This is a genomic window from Pseudomonas sp. NFACC41-3 (assembly GCF_900109505.1).
Taxonomy (GTDB): Bacteria; Pseudomonadota; Gammaproteobacteria; order Pseudomonadales; family Pseudomonadaceae; genus Aquipseudomonas; species Aquipseudomonas chlororaphis.
The window spans coordinates 567,491-589,796 of record NZ_FOAE01000002.1; the positions used below are offsets into that span (position 1 = coordinate 567,491).

General features: G+C 63.2%; 23 protein-coding genes. 11 read left to right on the forward strand and 12 right to left on the reverse strand.

The features are described from left to right. The first annotated feature begins 7 nt into the window (after positions 1–7). Positions 8–871: an efflux RND transporter periplasmic adaptor subunit gene (locus BMY68_RS11975; protein ID WP_085532024.1), complete on the forward strand. Its 864-nt coding sequence runs from the start codon at positions 8–10 to the stop codon at positions 869–871. A gap of 56 nt (positions 872–927) precedes the next feature. Here BMY68_RS11975 and BMY68_RS11980 read toward each other — a convergent pair whose 3' ends face one another. Both BMY68_RS11980 and BMY68_RS11985 read right to left on the reverse strand, forming a co-directional pair. Further along, positions 928–1,398 carry a MaoC family dehydratase gene (locus tag BMY68_RS11980; protein WP_007925083.1) on the reverse strand — a complete coding sequence of 157 codons (471 nt, stop codon included), beginning with the start codon at positions 1,396–1,398 and terminating at the stop codon, positions 928–930. Positions 1,399–1,450: 52 nt separating this feature from the next. Beyond that, on the reverse strand, positions 1,451–2,395 hold the full coding sequence (locus tag BMY68_RS11985) for an alpha/beta hydrolase (protein ID WP_085532022.1): 945 nt from the start codon (positions 2,393–2,395) through the stop codon (positions 1,451–1,453). A 211-nt stretch (positions 2,396–2,606) separates the two neighbouring features. Here BMY68_RS11985 and fadD2 point away from each other — a divergent pair, with 211 nt between their 5' ends. Further along, positions 2,607–4,295: a long-chain-fatty-acid--CoA ligase FadD2 gene (gene fadD2 / locus BMY68_RS11990; protein ID WP_085532020.1), complete on the forward strand. Its 1,689-nt coding sequence runs from the start codon at positions 2,607–2,609 to the stop codon at positions 4,293–4,295. A 389-nt stretch (positions 4,296–4,684) separates the two neighbouring features. Beyond that, positions 4,685–6,373 (forward strand): long-chain-fatty-acid--CoA ligase FadD1, encoded by a 1,689-nt coding sequence (gene fadD1, locus BMY68_RS11995; RefSeq protein ID WP_009045218.1) that lies wholly within the window; start codon positions 4,685–4,687, stop codon positions 6,371–6,373. A 161-nt stretch (positions 6,374–6,534) separates the two neighbouring features. Here the strand turns inward: fadD1 and BMY68_RS12000 are convergent, their stop codons facing one another. Continuing rightward, the gene (locus BMY68_RS12000; RefSeq protein WP_062824911.1) at positions 6,535–6,912 is read right to left on the reverse strand and encodes a hypothetical protein; all 378 of its coding nucleotides are present in this window, start codon (positions 6,910–6,912) and stop codon (positions 6,535–6,537) included. Positions 6,913–7,139: 227 nt separating this feature from the next. On the opposite strand from BMY68_RS12000, the gene BMY68_RS12005 reads away from it, so the two are divergent. The 3 genes from BMY68_RS12005 (at position 7,140) to def (ending at position 8,994) form a co-directional block, all read left to right on the forward strand. Continuing rightward, positions 7,140–7,331 carry a CsbD family protein gene (locus tag BMY68_RS12005; protein WP_009045217.1) on the forward strand — a complete coding sequence of 64 codons (192 nt, stop codon included), beginning with the start codon at positions 7,140–7,142 and terminating at the stop codon, positions 7,329–7,331. A gap of 173 nt (positions 7,332–7,504) precedes the next feature. Then, positions 7,505–8,452 (forward strand): YihY/virulence factor BrkB family protein, encoded by a 948-nt coding sequence (locus BMY68_RS12010; protein ID WP_007925094.1) that lies wholly within the window; start codon positions 7,505–7,507, stop codon positions 8,450–8,452. 2 nt (positions 8,453–8,454) lie between these two features. Then, positions 8,455–8,994 (forward strand): peptide deformylase, encoded by a 540-nt coding sequence (def, locus tag BMY68_RS12015; protein ID WP_009045216.1) that lies wholly within the window; start codon positions 8,455–8,457, stop codon positions 8,992–8,994. Positions 8,995–9,078: 84 nt separating this feature from the next. Here the strand turns inward: def and BMY68_RS12020 are convergent, their stop codons facing one another. Together BMY68_RS12020 and gstA are read right to left on the reverse strand one after the other, a co-directional pair. After that, a complete protein-coding gene (locus BMY68_RS12020; protein WP_085532018.1) occupies positions 9,079–9,516 on the reverse strand; it encodes a GNAT family N-acetyltransferase in 438 nt (145 codons plus the stop codon). A gap of 305 nt (positions 9,517–9,821) precedes the next feature. Continuing rightward, positions 9,822–10,424: a glutathione transferase GstA gene (gene gstA, locus BMY68_RS12025; RefSeq protein WP_085532016.1), complete on the reverse strand. Its 603-nt coding sequence runs from the start codon at positions 10,422–10,424 to the stop codon at positions 9,822–9,824. 95 nt (positions 10,425–10,519) lie between these two features. Between gstA and BMY68_RS12030 the strand changes: the two genes are divergently transcribed. Then, a complete protein-coding gene (locus tag BMY68_RS12030; RefSeq protein WP_085532014.1) occupies positions 10,520–11,392 on the forward strand; it encodes a LysR family transcriptional regulator in 873 nt (290 codons plus the stop codon). Positions 11,393–11,457: 65 nt separating this feature from the next. On the opposite strand, the gene BMY68_RS12035 is transcribed toward BMY68_RS12030, so the two are convergent. From BMY68_RS12035 to BMY68_RS12050, 4 genes are all read right to left on the reverse strand, one after another. Continuing rightward, on the reverse strand, positions 11,458–11,967 hold the full coding sequence (locus tag BMY68_RS12035; protein WP_085532012.1) for a hypothetical protein: 510 nt from the start codon (positions 11,965–11,967) through the stop codon (positions 11,458–11,460). 170 nt (positions 11,968–12,137) lie between these two features. Then, entirely contained in the window at positions 12,138–13,559 is a 1,422-nt protein-coding gene (locus tag BMY68_RS12040) for an MFS transporter (protein ID WP_085532010.1), read from the reverse strand. A 181-nt stretch (positions 13,560–13,740) separates the two neighbouring features. Beyond that, the gene (locus tag BMY68_RS12045) at positions 13,741–14,370 is read right to left on the reverse strand and encodes a glutathione S-transferase family protein (protein ID WP_085532008.1); all 630 of its coding nucleotides are present in this window, start codon (positions 14,368–14,370) and stop codon (positions 13,741–13,743) included. Positions 14,371–14,452: 82 nt separating this feature from the next. After that, positions 14,453–14,884 carry a PACE efflux transporter gene (locus BMY68_RS12050; protein WP_009045208.1) on the reverse strand — a complete coding sequence of 144 codons (432 nt, stop codon included), beginning with the start codon at positions 14,882–14,884 and terminating at the stop codon, positions 14,453–14,455. A 148-nt stretch (positions 14,885–15,032) separates the two neighbouring features. Between BMY68_RS12050 and BMY68_RS12055 the strand changes: the two genes are divergently transcribed. Beyond that, positions 15,033–15,956: a LysR family transcriptional regulator gene (locus BMY68_RS12055; protein WP_085532006.1), complete on the forward strand. Its 924-nt coding sequence runs from the start codon at positions 15,033–15,035 to the stop codon at positions 15,954–15,956. Between the two features lie 10 nt (positions 15,957–15,966). On the opposite strand, the gene BMY68_RS12060 is transcribed toward BMY68_RS12055, so the two are convergent. Further along, the gene (locus tag BMY68_RS12060; protein ID WP_085532004.1) at positions 15,967–16,926 is read right to left on the reverse strand and encodes a LysR substrate-binding domain-containing protein; all 960 of its coding nucleotides are present in this window, start codon (positions 16,924–16,926) and stop codon (positions 15,967–15,969) included. Between the two features lie 66 nt (positions 16,927–16,992). Between BMY68_RS12060 and BMY68_RS12065 the strand changes: the two genes are divergently transcribed. Continuing rightward, complete coding sequence (locus tag BMY68_RS12065; RefSeq protein ID WP_085532002.1) at positions 16,993–17,610, forward strand: LysE family transporter; 618 nt, start codon at positions 16,993–16,995, stop codon at positions 17,608–17,610. 7 nt (positions 17,611–17,617) lie between these two features. On the opposite strand, the gene BMY68_RS12070 is transcribed toward BMY68_RS12065, so the two are convergent. Beyond that, complete coding sequence (locus BMY68_RS12070; RefSeq protein WP_007925129.1) at positions 17,618–18,649, reverse strand: HTH-type transcriptional regulator GntR; 1,032 nt, start codon at positions 18,647–18,649, stop codon at positions 17,618–17,620. A 215-nt stretch (positions 18,650–18,864) separates the two neighbouring features. On the opposite strand from BMY68_RS12070, the gene BMY68_RS12075 reads away from it, so the two are divergent. Both BMY68_RS12075 and BMY68_RS12080 read left to right on the forward strand, forming a co-directional pair. Next, complete coding sequence (locus tag BMY68_RS12075; protein ID WP_009045204.1) at positions 18,865–19,398, forward strand: gluconokinase; 534 nt, start codon at positions 18,865–18,867, stop codon at positions 19,396–19,398. Positions 19,399–19,481: 83 nt separating this feature from the next. Further along, entirely contained in the window at positions 19,482–20,834 is a 1,353-nt protein-coding gene (locus tag BMY68_RS12080; RefSeq protein WP_085532000.1) for a GntP family permease, read from the forward strand. 162 nt (positions 20,835–20,996) lie between these two features. On the opposite strand, the gene alaC is transcribed toward BMY68_RS12080, so the two are convergent. Next, positions 20,997–22,208 carry an alanine transaminase gene (gene alaC / locus BMY68_RS12085; protein WP_085531998.1) on the reverse strand — a complete coding sequence of 404 codons (1,212 nt, stop codon included), beginning with the start codon at positions 22,206–22,208 and terminating at the stop codon, positions 20,997–20,999. Between the last annotated feature and the right edge of the window lie 98 nt (positions 22,209–22,306).

Genomic DNA, 22,306 nt, shown 5'->3' on the forward strand with positions numbered 1-22,306 from the left:
GTTGTTCATGCGTGCCTCCGTGCGTATCGCTTTTACTTTGTGCCTGGTGGCTGCGGCGCTGTTTGCCGGCTTTCATCTGTGGCAGTACTACATGATCACGCCCTGGACCCGGGATGCGCGGATTCGCGCCGACGTGGTGATAGTCGCCCCCGATGTGTCGGGCTGGGTGCGTGAACTCAAGGCCTATGACAACCAGGCGGTGAAGGCCGGCGACCTGTTGCTGAGCATCGACCGCGACCGCTTCGAGGCGGCGCTGGAAAAGGCCCAGGCGGTGGTGCAGACCCGCCAGCAGCAACTCAGCCTGAAAGAGCACGAAGCCAGCCGCCGGGCCAGCTTAGGCCCGCAGGCGATCAGCGCCGAGCTGCGGGAGAACGCGCAGATCAATGCCGGGGTGGCCCGTGGCGAGCTGCGCCAGGCCCAGGCCGACGCCAAGGTCGCCGAACTCAACCTGGCGCGCAGCCAGGTTCGCGCGCCGCGCAGCGGGCACATCACCAACCTGCGCCTGGCCGAAGGCAACTATGTGAACGCCGGGCAATCGGTGATGGCCCTGATCGACGATTCGACTTTCTACGTGCAGGCCTATTTCGAGGAAACCAAACTGCCGCGGATCAAGGTCGGCGACCCGGTCAAGGTGTGGCTGATGAGCGCTGGAGAAGCCTTGCAGGGGCATGTGGAAAGCATCAGCCGCGGCATCACCGACCGCAACACCACGCCGGACGGGCAACTGCTGGCGGAGGTGGAGCCGACCTTCAACTGGGTGCGCCTGGCGCAGCGGATTCCGGTGCGCATCAGGCTCGACAAGGTGCCCGAAGGCGTCAACCTGAGCGCCGGGATGACGGCGAGCGTGCAGGTAGAGGAGGGGAGTCGCTAATCCCGTCTGTCGCCGCTGCCGAGCCTGCGAGGCTGCGCCAGCGGCTACAGGGCGGCTCAGCCGATATTGATGGCCGGCAAGGTCGGCAGGGTGACGGTCTGCTGTTTGCGCGGGGCGAGGATTTCGGCTTCGCCGTCCACCACCAGCTCATCGCGCTGGTTGAACACGCGGGTGGCGATACGCACGCGGAACTTTGGCAGTTTTTCGAGGATTTCCAGGCGCACGGTCAGGGTGTCGCCGATCTTCACCGGCTTCTGGAAGCTCATCTGCTGGCCGATATAGATGGTGCCCGGCCCAGGCAGTTCGCAGGCCACCGCGGCGCTGATCAGCGCACCGCTGAACATGCCGTGGGCGATACGCTCCTTGAACATGCTGGCGGCGGCGAATTCGGCGTCCAGGTGCACCGGGTTGTGGTCGCCGGACATGGCGGCGAACAGCTGGATGTCACGCTCTTCCACATGCTTGCTGTAGCTGGCGGTCTGGCCGACTTCGAGGGCTTCGTACGGGGTGTTGGTAACCTGGGTCATCTCTCTCAAGTCCTGTGCTGAGCGTTGATTGGTATATCGATTGGAAACAGGGTCATTCAGTCTTCGGCGGTCGGCGATGCCGCAGGGCCTGGTCGAGCCAGGCCAGTACATCGGCAGTCACTTCGTCGCGGTTGCTTTCATTGAACAATTCGTGCCGCGCCTGCGGGTAGATCGTGAGCTGCAGGCACTGGCTGCCGGCCTCGCGCAGAGCACCGGCCAGATCCTTGAGACGTATGCCATTGCTCACCGGATCACATTCTCCGCCGATCACCAGCAATGGCAGGCCCGGATCGATCTGGGCCAGGTTGGAGGCCTTGCTGATTTGCTGCAGGCCGCCCAGCAGGTCGATCCACAGCTGGTTGCTGCAGCGAAAGCCGCAGAGCGGATCGTGGGCGTATTTGTCGACTTCGTCGGGGTCGCGGCTGAGCCAGTCGAAGGCGGTGCGGTTGGGTTTGAAGGTTTTGTTGAACGAGCCGAAGGACAGCCATTCAATCAACGCGCTGCGTCCCAGGGGCCCCTGGCGCCAGCGTTCGAAGCGGGCGATCTGGCGGGCCGCGCGGTACAGCGCCACCGGCTGGAAATTCGAGCCGCTGAGGATCGCCCCGTCGAGGCTGGCGCTGTGGTGCAGCAGGTAGGCTTGGGCGATGTAGCTGCCCATGCTGTGGCCCAGCAGCACGATCGGGATTCCCGGGTGCTGCTGGCCAATGTGCTGGTTGAGGCTGGCCAGGTCGCCAACCACCTTGCACCAGCCGTCATCGTCGGCGAAGTGCCCGAGTACCCCGTGCTCGGCGGTCTTGCCGTGGCCGCGCAGGTCCAGCGCATAGACCCCGTAGCCTTCATTGCACAGTGCCTGTGCCAGCCTGGCGTAGCGCCCGCTGTGTTCGGCCATGCCGTGGACCAGCAGGATCACGGCCTTGAGCGGGGCCGCCGGGAGCCACTGGTTGACGTAGAGCTGGCTGTGGTCGCTCGCGGTCAGCCAGAAAGAGTGGTGGATCATGGCGATTCCTTTGCACGGGGTCGTTGCATTGTATAGCTCATCGTCGCGGCCCCGTCCGATCCGCGCGCGCCATGGCGGCAAGATTCACGTTATCAATGACGCACCCGGCCTTATTTGCCCTATCCCTCATAGCTGCTAACGTCCGCAGAGCCCCGCCTTTCGTAGCGTGAGAGAAGCGGCCCGGACAACTCAGGTAACGAGGACAAGAACAATGCAGCCTGATTTCTGGAATGACAAACGCCCGGCCGGAGTGCCCACCGATATCGATCTGGGGGCCTACAAGTCGGTGATCGAGGTGTTCGAGCGTTCCTGCAAGAAATTCGCCGACCGCCCGGCCTTCAGCAACATGGGCGTGACCATGACCTACGCCGAGCTGGAGCGCTACAGCGCGGCCTTTGCCGGTTATCTGCAGAGCAGCACCGACCTGGTGCCGGGCGATCGTATCGCGGTGCAGATGCCCAATGTCCTGCATTACCCGATCGCGGTGTTCGGCGCCTTGCGCGCCGGGCTGATCGTGGTCAACACCAACCCGCTGTACACCACCCGGGAAATGCGCCACCAGTTCAAGGATTCCGGAGCGCGAGCCCTGGTGTACATGAACCTGTTCGGGCAGAAGGTCGAGGAGGTGCTGCCCGATACCGATATCCAGTTCCTGATCGAGGCGAAGATGGGCGACCTGATGCCGTCCGCCAAGGGCTGGCTGGTCAATACCCTGGTCGACAAGGTCAAGAAGATGGTGCCGGCCTATCGCTTGCCCCAGGCCGTTTCCTTCAAGAGCGCGCTGCGCCTGGGCCGTGGCCAGCCGATCAAGCCTTTGAACGCCCGCCTGGACGACGTCGCCGTGCTGCAATACACCGGCGGCACCACCGGGCTGGCCAAGGGTGCGATGCTGACCCACGGCAACCTGGTGGCCAACATGCAGCAGGTCCGTGCCTGCCTCGAGCAACGGGGCCCGGATGGTCATCCGCTGCTGCACGAAGGCCAGGAGGTGATGATCGCGCCGTTGCCGCTGTACCACATCTATGCCTTCACCGCGAACTGCATGTGCATGATGGTCACCGGCAACCACAACGTGCTGATCACCAACCCGCGGGACATCGGCGGTTTCATCAAGGAGCTGAAGCAGTGGCGCTTCTCGGCGCTGCTGGGGCTGAACACGCTGTTCACCGCGCTGATGGATCATCCCGAGTTCAAGACCCTCGACTTCTCCAATCTCAAGTTCACCAACTCCGGGGGCACGGCGCTGGTCAAGGCCACCGCCGAGCGTTGGGCGCAGGTGACGGGCTGTCGCATTACCGAAGGCTACGGCCTGACCGAAACCTCGCCCGTGGCCTGCACCAACCCTTACGGCGACCAGTCGCGCCTGGGCTCGGTGGGCTTGCCGGTGCCGGGCACGACCCTCAAGGTCATCGACGATGAGGGCGTCGAGCAGCCGCTGGGCGAGCGCGGCGAACTGTGCATCAAGGGGCCGCAGATCATGAAAGGCTACTGGCAGAAGCCGGAGGCCACCGAGGAGGTGCTGGATGCCGAGGGCTGGTTCAAGTCCGGCGATATCGCGGTGATCGATCCGGATGGCTTCGTGCGTATCGTCGATCGCAAGAAGGACATGATCATCGTCTCGGGTTTCAACGTGTACCCCAATGAAATCGAGGACGTGGTAATGGCCCACCCGAAAGTCGCCAACTGCGCGGTGATCGGCGTGCCGGACGAGCGTTCGGGGGAGGCGGTGAAGCTGTTCGTGGTGGCCCGCGAGTCAGGGGTCAGCCTCGAAGAGCTGAAGGCCTACTGCAAGGAAAACTTCACTGGCTACAAGGTGCCGAAACACATCGTGTTGCGTGAGTCGTTGCCGATGACTCCGGTAGGCAAGATCCTGCGCCGGGAGTTGCGCGACATCGCCTGATGTTTCACCGCATGTAACAGTCCCGCGCTATAGCGCGGCTATCGCGAGCAAGCTCGCCCCTACAGGGAACCGTACATTTCCTGTAGGGGCGAGCTTGCTCGCGATGCTTTTGAAGGGGCGAAAAGCCCATTCCAGAGCCTTGCGCGGCTGGATAGAATTTTTACTCTAAAAGTGACTATTAAATATTCTTGAGTCACAAAAGTGACTGTTTAGGCCGATTTTGGCTCTAGGCGGCCTTTGGCAAAGCTGCTACTCTCGGCGCGCTTTGTGACTTCTCGGCCTATGTAGACAGCCAGACTCACCAACAATAGACATCAATAAAAAACACACACAAATAATAATCGCATCAAATGCGCTGACGAATTCGCGTTGCTGAGGAGTGGGCTTCCATGATCCAAGACTTTTGGAAGGATAAGTACCCAGCTGGGATTGCTGCCGATATCAATCCAGACGAGTATCCGAATATTCAGGCGGTGTTGAAGCAGTCCTGCCAACGTTTTGCCAACAAACCGGCCTTTAGCAACCTCGGCAAGACACTCACCTACGGTGAGCTGTACGAACTGTCCGGTGCTTTTGCCGCGTACCTGCAACAGCATACCGATTTGCAACCCGGCGATCGAATCGCCGTGCAACTGCCCAACGTCCTGCAGTACCCGGTCGCGGTATTCGGCGCCATCCGCGCCGGCCTGATCGTGGTCAACACCAACCCGCTGTACACCGCGCGGGAAATGGAACACCAGTTCAACGACTCCGGCGCCAAGGCCCTGGTCTGCCTGGCCAACATGGCGCACCTGGCCGAAGCCGTGGTGCCCAAGACCGGCGTCAAGCATGTGATCGTCACTGAAGTGGCGGACCTGCTGCCACCGCTCAAGCGCCTGTTGATCAACAGCGTCATCAAGTACGTGAAGAAGATGGTGCCGGCCTATCACCTGCCCAAGGCCGTCAAGTTCAACGACGTGCTGAGCCAGGGCCACGGCCAGCCGGTCAAGGACGCCAACCCGGCCAGCAGCGATGTCGCCGTGCTGCAATACACCGGCGGCACCACCGGCGTGGCCAAGGGCGCGATGCTGACCCATCGCAACCTGGTGTCGAACATGCTGCAGTGCAAGGCGCTGATGGGCTCCAACCTCAATGAGGGTTGCGAGATCCTGATCACCCCGCTGCCGCTGTACCACATCTATGCCTTCACCTTTCATTGCATGGCGATGATGCTGATCGGCAACCACAACATCCTGATCAGCAACCCGCGCGACCTGCCGGCGATGGTCAAGGAACTGTCGAAGTGGAAGTTCAGCGGTTTTGTCGGCCTCAACACCCTGTTCGTTGCCCTGTGCAACAACGAAGCCTTCCGCAAGCTGGATTTCTCGGCGCTGAAAGTCACCCTGTCCGGCGGCATGGCGCTGCAACTGGCGGCGGCCGAGCGTTGGAAAGACGTGACCGGCTGCCCGATCTGCGAAGGTTACGGCATGACCGAAACCAGCCCGGTGGCCACCGTCAACCCGATCCAGAACATCCAGATCGGCACCATCGGCATCCCGGTGCCGTCGACCCTGTGCCGGATCATCGACGACGCTGGCACCGAGCTGCCCCTGGGCGAAATCGGCGAGCTGTGCGTCAAGGGCCCGCAGGTCATGAAGGGCTACTGGCAGCGCCAGGACGCCACCGATGAGGTGATGAGCGACGGCTGGCTGAAGACCGGTGATATCGCGCTGATCCAGCCTGATGGCTACATCCGCATTGTCGATCGCAAGAAAGACATGATCCTGGTCTCCGGTTTCAACGTTTATCCGAACGAGCTGGAAGACGTGCTGGCGGGCCTGCCGGGCGTGTTGCAGTGCGCGGCGATCGGCGTGCCGGACGAGAAGTCGGGCGAGTCGATCAAGATCTTCATCGTCGCCAAGCCGGGCGTGACCCTGACCAAGGAGCAAGTGATGGAGCACATGCGCGCCAACGTCACCGGCTACAAGGTGCCCAAGGCCGTCGAGTTCCGCGATGCGCTGCCGACCACCAATGTCGGCAAGATCCTGCGTCGCGAATTGCGCGACGAAGAGCTGAAGAAGCTGGGCGTGAAGAAGTAACACGCCAGGCAAACAAAAAGCCCCGCATCCGCGGGGCTTTTTATTGGGCGTTTGTGTAGCCGCTGCCGAAGGCTGCGATCGACCTCGCAGAGGGCGCTGTTCTTGCCGGCGCAGGAGGTCCTGCGGACCTTGCGCAGCCTGCGGCAGCGGCTACAGGTGGATCACTGCTGGAACTGCGCGAAGTTCACGCCGGTGCCGGCGGGGCGTACGTCCTTGAGGAACGAGTCCTTGTCGGCGCTCAGTTCCAGGCTCAGGGCCGCCTTGCGCTTGCCGGCGTTGCGTACCACCAGGCCTTCGAGTTTTTCCCGCAGGAACAGGGTCGGCACTTTCAGGTGCAGCAACTGGTCGGTGCCCGGGGTGTACAGCAGCAGGTGGACCCATTCGTACTGCCCGATGGCCAGGCGGCCGACCGGCAGATCGAACCACCAGATATTGCGGCTGCGGCTCAGTTCCGCGAAGTGGCAGTTGTTGACGCCCAGCACCGCACCGCCCAGTTCCTGGTTCCGGCGGGCGATGGCCAGCTTTTTATCGAGTTTCATAACATTCCTACGGATTGGATCTTCAGCGCAGTGCCTGAATACGTTGCGCATTCTCGTGGGTTGGTCGCCAAACATAAAGCGCAACCTGCGCGCGGCGGGCAAATAAGGCGATGAAAGGCCCCGCTGAAAATAATTGAAACTCCGCGCAACGGCCTTGGGTCAACCTCAGGGCAGGACCCCCAAACCCTCGATTGTTCTACGGATCTATGGATCTACGGAGAAACACCATGGGCAGCACAGCAGACAAGGCAAAAGGCCTGGCCAATGAGGCCGTTGGCAATATCAAGCAAGGTGTCGGCAAAGCGACTGATAACGATCGGTTGGAAACCGAAGGCAAGATTCAGGAAAAGAAAGGTGAAGCGCAGCAAACCCTCGGCAAGGCCAAGGATGCGTTGAAAAAGACCATCGACAAGGCCTGATTCACTGGCTTGCACTGCGACACGACGGCCATCCGCGGATGGCCGTTTTTACATCGGCCATGGCACCCAAACAGGACGAAACGGTTCAAAATCGCCAAACTAGGCTAGTTTGTTGTACAAAACGGCCCCTGAGTCGCCACCGACCCTGAATTCTTGCGGCGAAAGGAGACGCTATGTTCTTGCCGAATTTGAAAGGCCTGCCCCTGCATCGTGTGCTGGTGCGCACGGTCACTGAATTCATCGACGATGAAATGTCGACCTACGCCTCGGCACTGGCCTATCAGATGCTGTTTTCGTTGTTCCCCTTCATTCTGTTCCTGATTGCCTTGATCGGTTTCCTGCACCTGCCGGACTTTTTCTCCTGGTTGCGCCTGCAATCGGAACTGGTGTTGCCGCCCCAGGCGCTGGAGCAGGTCAACCCGGTGATCGACCAGTTGCAGCAATCCAAGGGCGGCCTGCTGTCGGTGGGTATCGTGATTGCCCTGTATACCGCCTCGGCCGGCGTGCGGCTGATGATGAGCGCGATGAACGCCGCTTATGACGTGGTGGAAAAACGCCCGTTGTGGAAACGTTTTCCGCTGTCGATTTTCTACACCATCGGCATCGCCGGCATGCTCCTGGCGGCCGCGGCCTTGATGGTGCTCGGGCCGCAGGTGATGGGCTGGATCGCCGCGCAGGTCGGCCTGGAAGACTTCATTGTCACGGTCTGGACCATCCTGCGCTGGCCGGTGATCGTGATCCTGATGATGGTCGCCGTGGCGCTGATCTATTACGTGATGCCCGACGTGAAGCAGGAGTTCCGTTTCATCACCCCGGGCTCGGTGCTGGCGGTGGTGGTGTGGATCATCGCCTCGTTGGGCTTCGCCTTCTACGTGAAGACCTTTGCCAACTACAACGCCATGTATGGCAGTATCGGAGCGATCATCGTCCTGCTGCTGTACTTCTATATTTCCTCGGCGGTGCTGTTGCTGGGGGCCGAGATGAATGCGGCGATCGAGCACATGTCGTCCGACGGCAAGAACCCTGGAGAAAGGGTGCCCGGCGAGCACGACGAACCCAAACAACACGTATCGGGACTGGGCCGGGACCACTCGCTCAAGCCGACCACTGACGAAGTCTGATCATGATCCGTGAAATCCTCAAAATGGGCGACGAGCGCCTGCTGCGCATCGCGCCACCGGTGCCGCCCGAGATGTTCGACAGCCCCGAGCTGTGGCAACTGATCGACGACATGTTCCAGACCATGGAAAGCGTCGGCGGGGTCGGCCTGGCCGCGCCGCAGATCGGCGTCGACCTGCAACTGGTGATCTTCGGTTTCGAGCACAGCGAGCGTTACCCGCAAGCCGAGGCCGTGCCGCAGACCATCCTGATCAATCCGCTGATCACGCCCTTGAGCCCGGTGCTGGAAGAAGGCTGGGAAGGCTGCCTGTCGGTGCCGGGGCTGCGCGGCGCGGTCGAGCGTTATCAGCATATTCGCTACGAAGGCGTCGATCCCAGGGGCGAACCGATCGTGCGCCTGGCCTCGGGTTTCCACGCACGGGTGGTGCAGCACGAATGCGATCACCTGATCGGCCGCCTGTACCCGTCGCGGATCCGCGACTTCAGCAAATTCGGTTTTACCGAGGTGATGTTCCCCGACCTCGATCCCCACGCCGACGATTGAAACAGACAGCCTGAAACGTCGGTTTCATGGACCTGCCGGAGGTCGGTTTGCCGTTGAGGCGGGCCCGCGCTCCAGGGCCCGCGATCACACCCTGTCGCGGGTCGAGCTGACCAAAGGATCGATGCCCATGGCGATCAGGCTCTTGCTCCTGCGATAACGCTCCAGGCGATCCGCCAGGGCCTGGGGCAGGGCAGGGGCCGTGGTAAAGCCCATGCGTTCGTACAGGGCTTGCAGGTCCGGATGACAGAACAGCCACAGCGGCCCCGGCAGCTGCGCGCGTGCCCGTTCGACCAGCATTGCGGCAATGCCCTGGCCGCGATGGGCCGGGTCGACGAACAGCCCGGTCAGCCAGTGGCCCTGGGCGACGGGCGTGAGGTTCAGCCCGGCAATGATCGCTCCCCGTTTCGCCACCCAGGATTGCCCTTCGCCGGCCGCGCGCATCGGCGAATTGTGGGCGCGATAGAACTTGTTCAGCAGCGGTCGCAGGGTGTCGGCAAGCAGCAGGTATTGGGTGTCGGGCATGGGTTTTCGCAGGGTGGGCCGGGGTGGTGATTATAAAAGTACGAAGTGCGCGGGATAGGTGTATACCAGATGAACGATCCCCTACGAGTGGAGTGTGCATCATGTCCAAAGGTATGAATGCCAAAAAGACGGCGAAGAAAAAACCCAGCCGGACCGCCGATGAAAAGCGCGCGGACAAGAAAGCCAAGAAGACCGAGCACAATATTTTCGGCCATTGATCCCCTACGAAGCCCGCCCTGCGGGCTTCCTTGTTTTTGCTTCTCAGTAAATAACCGGCAGAGCTGCTGCGGCATCTGCCTCGAGCCTTATGCCGCTTCGGCCGCCAGTGCCGCTTGCACCGCTTCGCGCTGGGCGATTCGCGCCTGGAAACCTGCCAGCGCCGGCCATTGTTCCAGGTCGATGGCGAAGCCGGCGGTCCAGCGCAGCACGGTGAACAGGTAGGCGTCGGCGACACCGAAGGATTCGCCCAGCAGGTAGGTTTGTTGTTGCAGCGTGCGGTCCAGCAGCGCCAGGCGCTTGAACAGTTTCTGCCGGATCAGCGCCTGGGTCGCTTCGGGAAACTCGGGGTTGAACAGCCAGCCGAGGCCGCCATGGATCTCGCTGGAGACGAAGTTGAGCATCTCCTGCAACCTCACCCGTTGCCAGCTGCCATTGGCCGGCGCCAGGCCCGCCTGCGGCTTGAGGTCGGCGAGGTATTGCAGGATCGCCGGGCCTTCGGTCAGCACCTGGCCGTCCTCCAGTTCCAGCGCCGCCACATAACCCTTGGGGTTGATCGCCAGAAAGTCGCCGCCGTCGGCCGTGGTTTTATTGCGGTTGTCGACCCGGACCAGGGTGAACGGCAGGGCCAGTTCGCGCAGCACGATATGCGGGGCCAGCGAGCAGGCGTGGGGCGAGAAATACAGGTTCATCGAGGGCTCTCCAGAGGGGGAGATCAGTGTCATAGTCCGCGCTGCTCTCAGTAAAATTAATCTTTCAGAAAACTCCCATAAGGACAGCTACTGCCATGATGAACCTGATGCACTGGCGCATGCTGGTGGCCGTGGCGGATACCGGCAACATCACCCGCGCCGCCGAGCGGGTCGGCATGACCCAGTCCGGCGCCAGCCAGGCCCTGGCGCTGCTCGAAGACAACCTGGGCGTGCAGCTGTTCACCCGGGAGAACCGTCAGACCCTGCCCACCGCCGTCGGCGAACAGGTGGTGGAGCAGGCGCGGCTGATGCTCGCGGCGTTGCAGAACATCCGCGACACCGCGGACACCTGCCGGGACATTCAGCGCGGCACCATTCGCCTGGCGAGTTTCCCCATGGTGCTGGCGACTTTCCTGCCGCCCTTGCTGCGGCGCTTCAAGCAGCTGTATCCGGGCATCCAGGTGGTGGCGCTGGAGGTCAGCGACGACGAGGTCGAGGCCTTGCTCGAGGCGCGCTTGATCGATGTCGGGGTGCTGCTCAATCCTGCGCCCGAGCGCAGCGTCGGCCTGCTGGGGCGCGATGCCTGGGTGGCGGTGCTGCCGGCGGGGCATGCCCTGGCGCGCCGCGCTCAGGAGCAGGGGGTGACCTTGCAGGAACTGGTGAGCCAACCCTTCGTGCTGGCTACCGGCGGCTGTTCGGTGAATGCCCGCAGCCTGGCGGCGGATGCCGGCCTGGAGCTGGCGGACGTGCGGGTCGAGGTGCGGGAGTGGAGCAGCGCCTTCACCCTGGTTCGCGAACAAGTGGGGGTGACCCTGGTGCCGCAGATGACCTTGCCGGAGCAACGCCAGGGCCTGTCCGTGCTGCCGTTGAGCGTGCCGATCCAGCGCACCTTCGCCCTGGTGCTGGCCGAGGGCAGCGAGCCGTCGCCGGCGCTGCGGGCCTTGCTCGACATGCTGGCCCAGGGCTGAGCGCAGCCGCTCAAGCCGCCCCATGAAACAGGATTCCCGTGGGGAACCCTGTTTCGACTGGCCGATTAAAGCGCCGCGAGGAACTTGTCGGCGACTTGTTTCTCGACGCCGTTGGCGTCCTTCTCGACTTGCGCCAGCTTCAGCTTGTCCTGGACCCGCTGGGCAATTTCCTGAGCCACCGCCTGCTGTTTCTCCGGTGGCAGGTTTTTCAGGTCTTCCTCGGTAATGCCCATCTCTTCGAGGATGCGGTCGCGCATGCGCTGCTCGGGGGACTTGCTCATGTAGTCCTTGAACTCATCCAGGGCCGGGCTCTGGGTGGCGCTGTTGGCCTGCGCGGTGCTGGCGGTCGGCGGGGTGGCCTGGAGCAGCACGCGGGTCTTGGCGAAGGCCGCCGCGACATTGTCGTTGACCGTGTTGCCGGCCTGCTGCACGGCCTGGGGCGCTTGCAGGGTCGCGGTGTTCTGCACGTTCTGCATCAAACCGCTGTACAGCGCGCTGGTGGCCGCGGTGCTCGGGTCCATGTCGGACCGTTGGCTGGGCTGGATCGCCGAGGTTTTCTGGGCACTGACCAACATGATTGGGTACCTGTGTGTGAAGGGCTATCGAAGGCTGCGCAGCAATTTGCATGCCGCCACCCTGCAGCGCCCCGGGACGGGGCTCTTTGCCAGGGCTTTGCGCCGATTGCCCGGCAAGGCTGGCGGCGCGCGGCGGACAAGCCTTGCCGCTTGCGGCCAGCGGCGACCGGTCAACGCTGGGCGATATTCTCCAGGGCCAGGTTGCGGGTACGCGGGCCAAAACGGCCGATGGTGAACATCACGATCAGCATGCTGCCGACAATGAATGCCAGGACCCCGGGCGTGCCGAAGTGATCGAGGAAAAAGCCGATCAGCAGGCTGCTGAACACCGTCGACAGGCGGCTGAACGAGTAGCAGAAACCCACCGCCCGGGCGCGGATATTGGTGGGGAACAGCTCGCTTTGATAGGAGTGGTAACTGAAGCTCAGCCAGGCGTTGCAGAAGGTGATCATCACCCCGCAGACGATCAGCCCCAGGGCCGTGCTCTGCCAGGCGAACAGGGTGCCGAAGGTCATGGCGCCGAGGGCCGAGCCGACGATCTGCCACTTGTTCTCGAAGCGGTTGGCGAACTTGACGAACAGCAGCGGCCCCAGCGGATAGGCGAGGGTGATGATAAAGGCGTACATCAGGCTGTGGGTGACGCTCACGCCCTGGCCCGAGAGCAGTGCCGGCAGCCAGTTGCCGAAACCGAAGAAACCGATGGCCTGGAACACATGGAACACGATCAGCATCAGCGCCCGGCGCCGATAGGGCGGTTGCCAGATATCGGCGAAACGCCCCGAGCCCTGGACACCGAGGGCCTCGGGTTGCGGGGTGTCCAGCGGCTTGCCGTGGTCCTTGGCGCAGCGCGCCTCGATGCCATCCATGATCCGTTCGGCCTCGGCGAAGCGTCCATGTTGGGCCAGCCAGCGCGGCGACTCGGGCAGGCGTGAACGCAACCACCAAATAAACAGCGCGAACACCGCGCTGGCCAACACCACCCAGCGCCAGCCGGCGATGCCGAACGGGTCTTGCGGCACCAGCCACCAGGACATCAGCGCCACCGCCGGCACCGAGAGAAACTGCACGAAAAAGGCAAAGGCGAAGGCCGAGCTGCGCATGTGCTTGGGCACCAGCTCGGAGAGGTAGGCGTCGATGGTCACCAGTTCGATGCCCAGGCCGATGCCCACCAGGAAACGCATGCCGATGATCCCCAGGGCCGAGGTCTGTATGCCCATCAGCACCGTGGCCACGGTGTACCAGATCAGAGCGAAGGTGAAGATCGCCCGGCGCCCGAAGCGGTCGGCGATCGGGCTCAGCAGGCTGGCGCCGAGGAACAGGCCGAGAAAGGTCGCCGAGGCGAAGGCCGCCTGGTCGGAAAAACCGAATACGCCCTGGCTGCCGGTGGCGAAGATCCCGTCGCGGATCAGGCCGGGGCTGATATAGGCGGTCTGGAACAGGTCATACAGCTCGAAGAAACCGCCAATCGACAGCAGCGCCACCAGGCGCCAGACGGTGGCGACGGCGGGCAGGCGATCGATGCGGGCGGAGATATCGGCGGCGCGGACCGGGTCGAGGCCGTCGGTAGCGACAGTAGGGGCGAGGGACGACATGGGCGGGATTCCAGGTTTCGGTGAAGAGGAATCTTAGCTGGCTAACGGAAATCAATGATTGTGAATGCGGGGTCGGAAGCCGGGCTGTGCGCTGATTTATTGTCGTATTTCGTTACATCTTGGCGGTTTGTGCCGCAGCATCAACCAAGGCGGCATCCAGCTCCTACAGAAGAAAGACGATTCAGGGAATGCCATTGCGTCCATGCAGCAGGAAGGCCGGGCGTTCGCTGAGCCGTGCGTAATAGGCGGCGACGGCGGGGAAGTCGGGGCGCTCCATGGGCGTCATCATCCAGCGATGCACCGACAGCCCGAGGACGATATCGGCCAGGCTGAACTGCTCGCCGAGCACATAGTCGCCGCTGCTCGCCAGTTGCTGTTCGAGCAGGGCCATCTTGGCGTTCCAGCCGCGCAGGCCGGCGGCGATCCGCTGCGGGTCCTGGAAGTCCGGGTTCTGCCGGACCAGGGCGACGAAGGCGTAGCTCCACGCCGGATTGAGCTCCGTGGCCTGCCAGTCCATCCACTGCTCCACCAACGCCCGGGCCCGGGGTTCGCCGGGCAGCAGCCGTTGCCCGGCGACCTTGCCGGTCAGGTACCGGCAAATACTGTTGGACTCCCAGAGCGCGCCGGCGTCATCGACCAGCACCGGCACCTGGGCGTTGGGGTTGAGCCGGAGAAACTCCGGTGTGTGGGTCGACTGGAAGCCGCTGCCCCAATCCTCGCGTTCGTAGGGCAGGCCCAGTTCCTCGCAGGTCCACAGCACTTTTCGGACGTTGATCGACGAGGCTTTACCGAGAATTCTCAGGGTTCCCATGCAAGCTTTCCTTGGCGGGTGGAGGGCCCTGGAAATCTAACAGCGGCGTCGCTCTTGGGCGATACTGATTTGCACTCTGGCCTCAGACCGGGTCCGGCAGCGCCGACGCCGGCAGGCCAAAGACTCGGTCGAACAGCCAGTTGAAGACGAAGGTGTAGCAGGGGATGAACAGGATCAGCGCCAGGTCGAGCAGGAAGGCCTGCACCAGGCTGATGTGCATCCACCAGGCGATCAACGGAATCAGGAACAGGATCAGCGTCAGCTGGAAACCCACGGCATGGGCGATCCGCCGCTTGACCGTGCGGGTCCGTGAGACCTGGCGGCTTTCCCAACGCTCGAACAGGCTGGTGTAGATGAAGTTCCAGGTCACCGCGATGCTGGTGATCACCACCGCCAGCGGGCCGGTGCTGCTCGGCGAGGTGCCGGACAGCAAGGCCAGGCCTAGGGCCGAGAAGGTCATGCCGAACACCTCGAACAGTGACACGTAAACCAGTTTGCGCTTGATGCCTTGCATGTTTTTTCCTCCGCGTTCGTTGGCCCGGGCCGCTCCTTTTGCAGGAAGGGCTGGCGAATGCGGCGCAAGATAGCTTCAATATGCCTGACAGAAAAAGTCAGTAGCTTTCAGGTTTTCTGATAGATCGACATCCTAGACAGGCGTCTGCATGAATTTCTCCAGCGACAGCATCCAGTTGTTTCTCGCCGTGCTCGAGCGCGGTTCGTTTTCCGCGGCGGCCCGGGCCCTGGGCAAGGTGCCGTCGGCGGTGAGCATGGGTATCGCCAACCTTGAGGCGGAGCTGGGCTACCCCCTGTTCGACCGCAGCCATCGCGAGCCGGTGCCCACCGCCATGGCCAATGCCCTGGCGCCCCACGCGCGGCTCATCGCCGAGCAGCTCAAGCACTTGCAGGTGCATGCGGTGGAGTTGTCCCTGGGGTTGGAAAGCCGGCTGTCCATCGGCGTGGTCGAGGACATCGACAAGTCCCGGGTGCTGGCGGCGATCAAGCTGATCGCCGAGCGTCATCCGTTGCTCGACATCGAGGTACTGAGCGCGCCCCAGGACGATCTGTTGCAACTGCTGCACAGTGGTCGGGTCGCGGTCGGCGTGGCCTTCGCCGGGCTCAGCCTGAACGTGCTGGAGTATTTCCAGTACGTCGGCAGCGAGCGGATGATCGCTTGCATTTCCGCGCGCCATCCGTTACCCGAGGCGCCGGACGCCACCCTCTATCTGGAAGAGCTGGTCAACGTGCGTCAGGTGGTGGTTGCCAGCCGCGATTTGCCGATCCGCGACACCCGGCCGCTGATCGCCGAGTCCTACTGGCGCACCGACAGCCTGGCCATGGCCCTGGACATGGTCGAGTCCGGCATTGGCTGGGGCAATTTCCCTCAGTCGGTGATCGCGCCCTTGCTCCAGGCCGGAAGGCTCAAGCGCCTGACCTTCAAGAACATCGACAACGGCCTGCTGCTGCCGGTGCACGCGGTATGGCTGAAGAGCCAGCCCCTGCAAAAGGCCGCCCAGGCTTTTGTGCAGTTGCTGGGTGGGCAGGATCCGGCGCTGGCTTCGGAGGTTGCCGCAGAGGTGAGGCCGTAAGCCTGTCCGCTTATGGGGCTGGGCGGGTGGCGTCGTGCTGCTCGCTGCCCAGCGCCTGGTGACGTAGCCAGTCGAGCAAGCGGGCGACGGGCGAGTCCGGGTCGACGGCCTCGGGCGACAACAGGTAGTAGGCGCTGCCGTCGGCGATAAAACCGAAAGGCGCGACCAGCAGGCCCGACTCCAGGTCGTCGCGCACCAGTTGCCAGGGCGCGATGGCCAGCCCCAGCCCAGCCACCGCCGCTTGCAGGCTGAAGTAGAAATGCTCGAAGACCTGCTCCGGGCCCGGCGCCTGTTGCACTCCCTTGAGGGTCAACCATTGCTCCCAGGCCGCTGCCCGGGTCGCGCTGTGCAGGCGTGGCGCCGTATCCGATAGTCGCGCTCTGCCGCTTGCGTCGCGGGTCCAGCCGACGGCCTGGTCCGGGCGACACACCGGGCCGATGGCTTCATCGAACAGCCACTGCGCGTGGGTGTGCGGCGGCCAGGGAAAGTCGTTGCGGCGGATCGCCAGGTCGATGCCTTGAGCAAAGGCGAAGGGCCCGCCGCCGGCCACCAGTTGCAGGGGGATATCCGGATGAGCGGCAAAGAAGGCCGGGATCCGTGGAATCAGCCAGCGCATCAGCAGGGTCGGTTCGCAGGACAGCACCAGGGCCGCAGCCTTGTCGGGCGTTCGCAGTTTGCGGGCGGCGGCGTCGATCAGGTCGAAGGCATGCTCCACGCTGTGCAGCAATTCGCGGCCAGCTTCGGTGAGAAAGACCCGATGGCTGCGACGCTCGAACAGCCGCGTGCCGAGGTCTTCTTCCAGGGTGCGGACGGCACGGCTGATGGCGCCGTGGGTCAGGTGCAGGGCTTCGCCGGCGCGGGTGAAGCTTTCCAGGCGAGCGGCGGCCTCGAAGCAGCGCAGGGCGCTCAGGGGCGGCAGGCGGCGATGAGTTGTCTGTGAGTTTTTATCACCGGGAATGTCAGTTTTCATCGTTCGCTCTGTGGCGGTTCGTGCCCATAAAGTATGGGCCGGATTCTATAGCGAAGGCGCTTGAAAATGACTGAACTGTTAGTAGTAATCACCATTACCATCCTGGCGGTGCTCAGCCCGGGGCCGGATTTCGCCATGGTCACGCGTAACAGCCTGGTGCTGTCGCGTCGGCATGGGGTGTTCACGGCGCTGGGGATCGGGCTCGGGGTGATGCTGCATATCAGCTACACGCTGTTGGGTGTCGGCCTGCTGGTCAAGGAATCGCTGCTGCTGTTCAGCGTGCTGAAAATCGCCGGGGCGCTGTACCTGGTTTATCTCGGTATCGGCATGCTGCGCAGCCGCGCGGTCGAGGAAGAGGTAACGGTCGATGCGCCGCGGGTCTCGGCGTGGGCGGCGTTGCGTACGGGTTTTTTGACCAATGCGCTGAACTCCAAGACCATGATTTTCGTGGTCAGCCTGTTCATGCAGGTGATGCAGCCAGGTACCGCGCCGGGTGTGCAGATCGGCTATGGCGCGATCATTGTCCTGGCCCATGTGCTGTGGTTCGTGGCGGTGGCGCTGTTCTTTTCGGCGCCGGGCATCCGGGCCCGGCTCATGGCTTACAAACGGCGTATCGACCAGCTGTTCGGCGTTCTGCTGGTGGGCTTCGGCGTGTTGCTCAGCGCCCTGAGCCTGCGTTCCTGAATGCGGCTCAGGTGCTCTCGCGCACCATCAGCTCGAAGCCCATGTCCACCACCGGCTTGGCCACGCTGTTGCCGGCCATCAGGGTCAGCAGCTGTTCCGCGGCGCGGCGGCCGATGGCTTCGCGTGGAGTGCTGATGCTGCTCAGGCGCGGCACCATGTGCGCCGAGGCGGGCAGGTCGTTGAAGCCCATCACCGCCACTTGCTCGGGGATCCTGATGCCGCAGCGCATGGCTTCCAGCAGGGCGCCGTGGGCCAGGTCGTCGTTGCCGAAGAAGATCGCGTCGACGTCCGGGTGGCTGTGCATCAGTTGCAGGAAGAGTTCGCCGCCCAGGCCCACCGACGAGGGGCGCGGGGTGAGGACTTCCAGTTTCGGGTCGTAGAGGCCGGCTTTCTCCAGGCCGCGACGGAAACCTTCGCCGCGCATCAGGGTGCGCTGATCGAGCTGGGCGCCGATATAGGCCAGGCGCTTGCGCCCGCGGGAGATCAGGTGCTCGGCGGCGGTTTCCCCGGCGTTGTGCTGGGAGAAGCCCACGCAGTTCAGGCCGGCCTCGGGGTTGAGGTCCATCATGTAGACGCAGGGGACGTTGCTGGCTTCGACCATCCGTCGGGCGCTTTCGGTCCGGTCGAAGCCGGTCAGCAGCAAACCGCGGGGCTGGTAGGCCATGTAGTTGCGCAGCAGGTTTTCTTCTTCGTCGGGGGAATAGTGGAAGTTGCCGATCAGCACTTCGAAGCCCTTGGGCCGCAGAACCTGATGAATAGCTTCCAGGGTATCGATGAACAGCAGGTTGGACAGCGACGGCACCAGCACCACCACCGAATGGCTCTGGGCCGAGGCCAAGGCGCGGGCGGCGGGGTTGACCACATAGTTGAGTTCGCGGGCGGCCTTCTGCACCTTTTCCACCAGTTCGGTGGCCACCGTGTCGATGCCGCGCAGCGCTCGCGAGGCGGTGATCGGGCTGACGCCGGCCAGGCGCGCGACTTCGTTGAGGGTAGGGCGCCCCGTGGTGCGGGTATTTTTATCGTTCTTGGAGGAGGTCATCAGACGGCTTGCCAAACAAAATTCAAGTCACTAAGGTAGCGCTGTCTCGAAACAGCTGCAATGCGTGAGCGCGGTCGGCCTGACCCGCACTCTTTGGTTTCGCGGCCTATATACGCGGCAACCCACAAAAATGACAAGAAGGCGTCGGCAGAAACTATTTTTGCACTAGAGTTTCGAAGAGCGAAGGTAGCGCTGTCTGCGCGCTGAGGTGTTTCATGAGTCAACCCATCACCGCCCTGGTCATCATGGGCGTTGCCGGCTGCGGCAAGTCCAGCGTCAGTGAAGCGCTGTGCCAGCGCAGCGGCGCCACGGCCATTGAAGGCGATACGTTCCACCCTGCCGCCAATATCGCCAAGATGAGTGCCGGTATTCCCCTGAACGACGACGACCGTGCCGGCTGGCTCGACAGCCTGTGCGACGAGTTGCGTCGCGCCCTGGCCGCCGGACAACGTCCGGTGCTGACCTGCTCGGCGCTCAAGCGCAAGTACCGCGACCGCCTGCGCAGCGCCACGCCCGGCCTGGGCTTCGTTTTCCTGCAATTGACACCACAGGTGGCCGCCGATCGCGTGGCCCACCGTCCGGGGCATTTCATGCCTTCGACCCTGATCGACAGTCAGTTCGCGACCCTCGAATCTCCCGTGGGCGAACCCCTGACCCTGGCATTGGACGCCACCATCCACAGCGTTGACCGGCTGGCCGAACAGGCCCATGGCTGGTGGCTGGAGCACGGGCTGGACTCACCCCGATAAGCTTCGGTTCACCTAGATAGCGCTATCCCACTCGGCTCACGTTTTTAACGCTTGAATAAAAACAACAAACCGGAGGCAACCCCATGTTTGGCATGTCCCAAGAGACCTATCTGCTGGTAGACGCAGTGGTCACCATTATCGGGCTGATCGTGCTGATCACTCGATTCAAGCTGCATCCCTTCATCGCCCTGACCATCGCCGCGGGTTTCCTCGGCCTGACGTCGGGCATGCCGGTGGACAAGATCATCAAGGCGTTCCAGGACGGCTTCGGTGGGGTACTCGGTTTCGTCGGGATCATCCTCGCGCTGGGCACCATGCTCGGCAAAATGATGGCCGAATCCGGCGGCGCGGATCAGATCGCCCAGACCCTGATCCGCTCGTTCGGCAAGGAGCGGGTGCAGTGGGCGATGATGTTCGCCGCCTTCCTGGTGGGCATCCCGCTGTTCTTCGAGATCGGCTTCGTGCTGCTGATCCCGCTGGTGTTTATCGTCGCCCGGCGCACCGGCGTGTCGATCATCAAGATCGGTATCCCGCTGCTGGCCGGCCTGTCCGCGGTGCACGGCCTGGTGCCGCCGCATCCGGGCCCGCTGCTGGCCATCGGCGTATTCGGCGCCGACATCGGCAAGACCATTCTCTACGGCCTGATCGTAGCCCTGCCGACCGCGATCATCGCCGGTCCGATCTACGGCACCTTCATCGCCAAGCACATCCCGGGTCATCCGAACCAGGAACTGGTGGACCAGCTGGCGCGCGAAAACACCTCGGCCAACCTGCCGAGCTTCAGCGTGACCCTGCTGACCGTGCTGCTGCCGGTGTTCCTGATGCTGCTCAAGACCTTCGCCGACGTGGCCTTCCCGGACGGGCATTTCTTCCGTATCTGGATGGACATGATCGGTCACCCGATCAGCGCGCTGCTGCTGGCCTTGCTGCTGTCGCTCTACACCTTCGGTTCGCGCCAGGGCATCGGCTCCAAGCAGATCCTCAAGCTGCTCGACACCAGTCTGGCGCCGACCGCGGCAATCATCCTGATCATCGGTGCCGGCGGTGGCTTCAAGCAGATGCTGGTGACCAGCGGCGTGGGTGACGTAATCGGCCACATGGCGGTCAACGCGCAGATCTCGCCGATCCTGTTGGCGTGGCTGGTGGCGGCGGTGATCCGGATCGCCACCGGTTCGGCTACCGTGGCGACCATCACCGGTGCGGGCATCGTGGTACCGGTGGTCGGCATGATCCCTGGGGTCAACCGCGAGCTGCTGGTGCTGGCCACCGGCGCCGGTTCGCTGATCCTGTCCCATGTCAACGACGCCGGTTTCTGGCTGGTGAAGCAGTACTTCAACATGACCGTGGCGGAAACCTTCAAGACCTGGACCGCGATGGAAACCATCCTCTCGGTGGTGGGCCTGATCTTCATCCTGCTGCTGTCGCTGGTGGTGTGACCCGAACCCTGTAGCCGCTGCCGAAGGCTGCGATAAGGCTCGAAGAGCCTTCAGCGATTGCAAGATCGCGCAGCCTGCGGCAGCGGCTACAGGGGCGGCAGACAGGCACAAAAAAACCGCAGCGATGCGGTTTTTTTGTGCCTGCTTGTTTGTCGGCGTATATCAGCCTTTCTGCACCAGGCCATCGGCGCGGAACATGCCGCGGATGCCGCGCACGGCCTGGCGGATGCGGTCCTGGTTTTCGATCAGGGCGAAGCGCACATGGTCGTCGCCGTACTCACCGAAACCGACGCCCGGCGAGACGCAGACCTTGGCCTCGGCCAGCAGCTTCTTGGCGAACTCCAACGAGCCCAGGTGCGCGTAGGCTTCGGGAATCTTCGCCCAGACGTACATCGAGGCCTTGGGGTTCTCGACCATCCAGCCCAGATCGTGCAGGCCCTTGACCAGCACATTGCGGCGCTGGCGGTACTGCTCGGCGATGTCTTTCACGCACTGTTGGTCGCCTTCCAGCGCGGCGATGGCCGCCACCTGCAGCGGGGTGAAAGTGCCGTAGTCGTGGTAGCTCTTGATCCGCGCCAGGGCACTGACCAGCTCCGGGTTGCCGACCATGAAACCGATGCGCCAGCCGGCCATGTTGTAGCTCTTGGACAGGGTGAAAAACTCCACCGCGATGTCCTTGGCGCCCGGCACCTGCATGATCGACGGGGCTTTCCAGCCGTCGTAGACGATGTCGGCGTAGGCCAGGTCGTGGATCACCAGCACGTCGTACTGCTTGGCCAGGGCGATCACCCGTTCGAAGAAGTCCAGCTCGACGCACTGCGCGGTAGGGTTGGACGGGAAGCCGAGGATCATCATCTTCGGTTTCGGGATCGAGCCACGGATGGCCCGCTCCAGCTCGTCGAAGAAGTCCACGCCCGGCACCAGCGGCACCGAACGCACCTGGGCGCCGGCGATCACCGCGCCGTAAATGTGAATCGGGTAGCTCGGGTTGGGCACTAGCACGGTGTCGCCCTGGTCCAGGGTGGCGAGCATCAGGTGCGCCAGGCCTTCCTTGGAACCGATGGTGACGATGGCTTCGCTTTCCGGGTCGATATCGACCTCGTAGCGATCCTTGTACCAGCGCGAAATAGCCCGGCGCAGACGCGGAATACCCTTGGAGGTGGAGTAGCCGTGGGTGTCTTCGCGCTGGGCGACGGTGACCAGTTTCTCGACGATGTGCGGCGGAGTCGCACCGTCGGGGTTACCCATGCTCAAGTCGATGATGTCTTCGCCGCGCCGACGCGCAGCCATCTTCAGCTCGGCAGTGATATTGAATACGTAGGGGGGGAGTCGATCTATGCGCGCAAAGCGGCGCGGCGAACCTTGTTCGGCCATTGTTGCCTCGGAGTACGTGAGCGCCCGGAACCGTCCGAGCGACGTCGGCCACTGCGGTGGCCTGGGGGCAGACGATAAGGGCTGTGGCGCCAGGCTGT

Coding starts and splice junctions, on each gene's coding strand:
- BMY68_RS11975 (WP_085532024.1), top strand. CDS start 8: ATGCGTGCCTCCGTGCGTATCGCTTTTACTTTGTGCCTGGTGGCTGCG.
- BMY68_RS11980 (WP_007925083.1), bottom strand. CDS start 1,398: ATGACCCAGGTTACCAACACCCCGTACGAAGCCCTCGAAGTCGGCCAG.
- BMY68_RS11985 (WP_085532022.1), bottom strand. CDS start 2,395: ATGATCCACCACTCTTTCTGGCTGACCGCGAGCGACCACAGCCAGCTC.
- fadD2 (WP_085532020.1), top strand. CDS start 2,607: ATGCAGCCTGATTTCTGGAATGACAAACGCCCGGCCGGAGTGCCCACC.
- fadD1 (WP_009045218.1), top strand. CDS start 4,685: ATGATCCAAGACTTTTGGAAGGATAAGTACCCAGCTGGGATTGCTGCC.
- BMY68_RS12000 (WP_062824911.1), bottom strand. CDS start 6,912: ATGAAACTCGATAAAAAGCTGGCCATCGCCCGCCGGAACCAGGAACTG.
- BMY68_RS12005 (WP_009045217.1), top strand. CDS start 7,140: ATGGGCAGCACAGCAGACAAGGCAAAAGGCCTGGCCAATGAGGCCGTT.
- BMY68_RS12010 (WP_007925094.1), top strand. CDS start 7,505: ATGTTCTTGCCGAATTTGAAAGGCCTGCCCCTGCATCGTGTGCTGGTG.
- def (WP_009045216.1), top strand. CDS start 8,455: ATGATCCGTGAAATCCTCAAAATGGGCGACGAGCGCCTGCTGCGCATC.
- BMY68_RS12020 (WP_085532018.1), bottom strand. CDS start 9,516: ATGCCCGACACCCAATACCTGCTGCTTGCCGACACCCTGCGACCGCTG.
- gstA (WP_085532016.1), bottom strand. CDS start 10,424: ATGAACCTGTATTTCTCGCCCCACGCCTGCTCGCTGGCCCCGCATATC.
- BMY68_RS12030 (WP_085532014.1), top strand. CDS start 10,520: ATGATGAACCTGATGCACTGGCGCATGCTGGTGGCCGTGGCGGATACC.
- BMY68_RS12035 (WP_085532012.1), bottom strand. CDS start 11,967: ATGTTGGTCAGTGCCCAGAAAACCTCGGCGATCCAGCCCAGCCAACGG.
- BMY68_RS12040 (WP_085532010.1), bottom strand. CDS start 13,559: ATGTCGTCCCTCGCCCCTACTGTCGCTACCGACGGCCTCGACCCGGTC.
- BMY68_RS12045 (WP_085532008.1), bottom strand. CDS start 14,370: ATGGGAACCCTGAGAATTCTCGGTAAAGCCTCGTCGATCAACGTCCGA.
- BMY68_RS12050 (WP_009045208.1), bottom strand. CDS start 14,884: ATGCAAGGCATCAAGCGCAAACTGGTTTACGTGTCACTGTTCGAGGTG.
- BMY68_RS12055 (WP_085532006.1), top strand. CDS start 15,033: ATGAATTTCTCCAGCGACAGCATCCAGTTGTTTCTCGCCGTGCTCGAG.
- BMY68_RS12060 (WP_085532004.1), bottom strand. CDS start 16,926: ATGAAAACTGACATTCCCGGTGATAAAAACTCACAGACAACTCATCGC.
- BMY68_RS12065 (WP_085532002.1), top strand. CDS start 16,993: ATGACTGAACTGTTAGTAGTAATCACCATTACCATCCTGGCGGTGCTC.
- BMY68_RS12070 (WP_007925129.1), bottom strand. CDS start 18,649: ATGACCTCCTCCAAGAACGATAAAAATACCCGCACCACGGGGCGCCCT.
- BMY68_RS12075 (WP_009045204.1), top strand. CDS start 18,865: ATGAGTCAACCCATCACCGCCCTGGTCATCATGGGCGTTGCCGGCTGC.
- BMY68_RS12080 (WP_085532000.1), top strand. CDS start 19,482: ATGTTTGGCATGTCCCAAGAGACCTATCTGCTGGTAGACGCAGTGGTC.
- alaC (WP_085531998.1), bottom strand. CDS start 22,208: ATGGCCGAACAAGGTTCGCCGCGCCGCTTTGCGCGCATAGATCGACTC.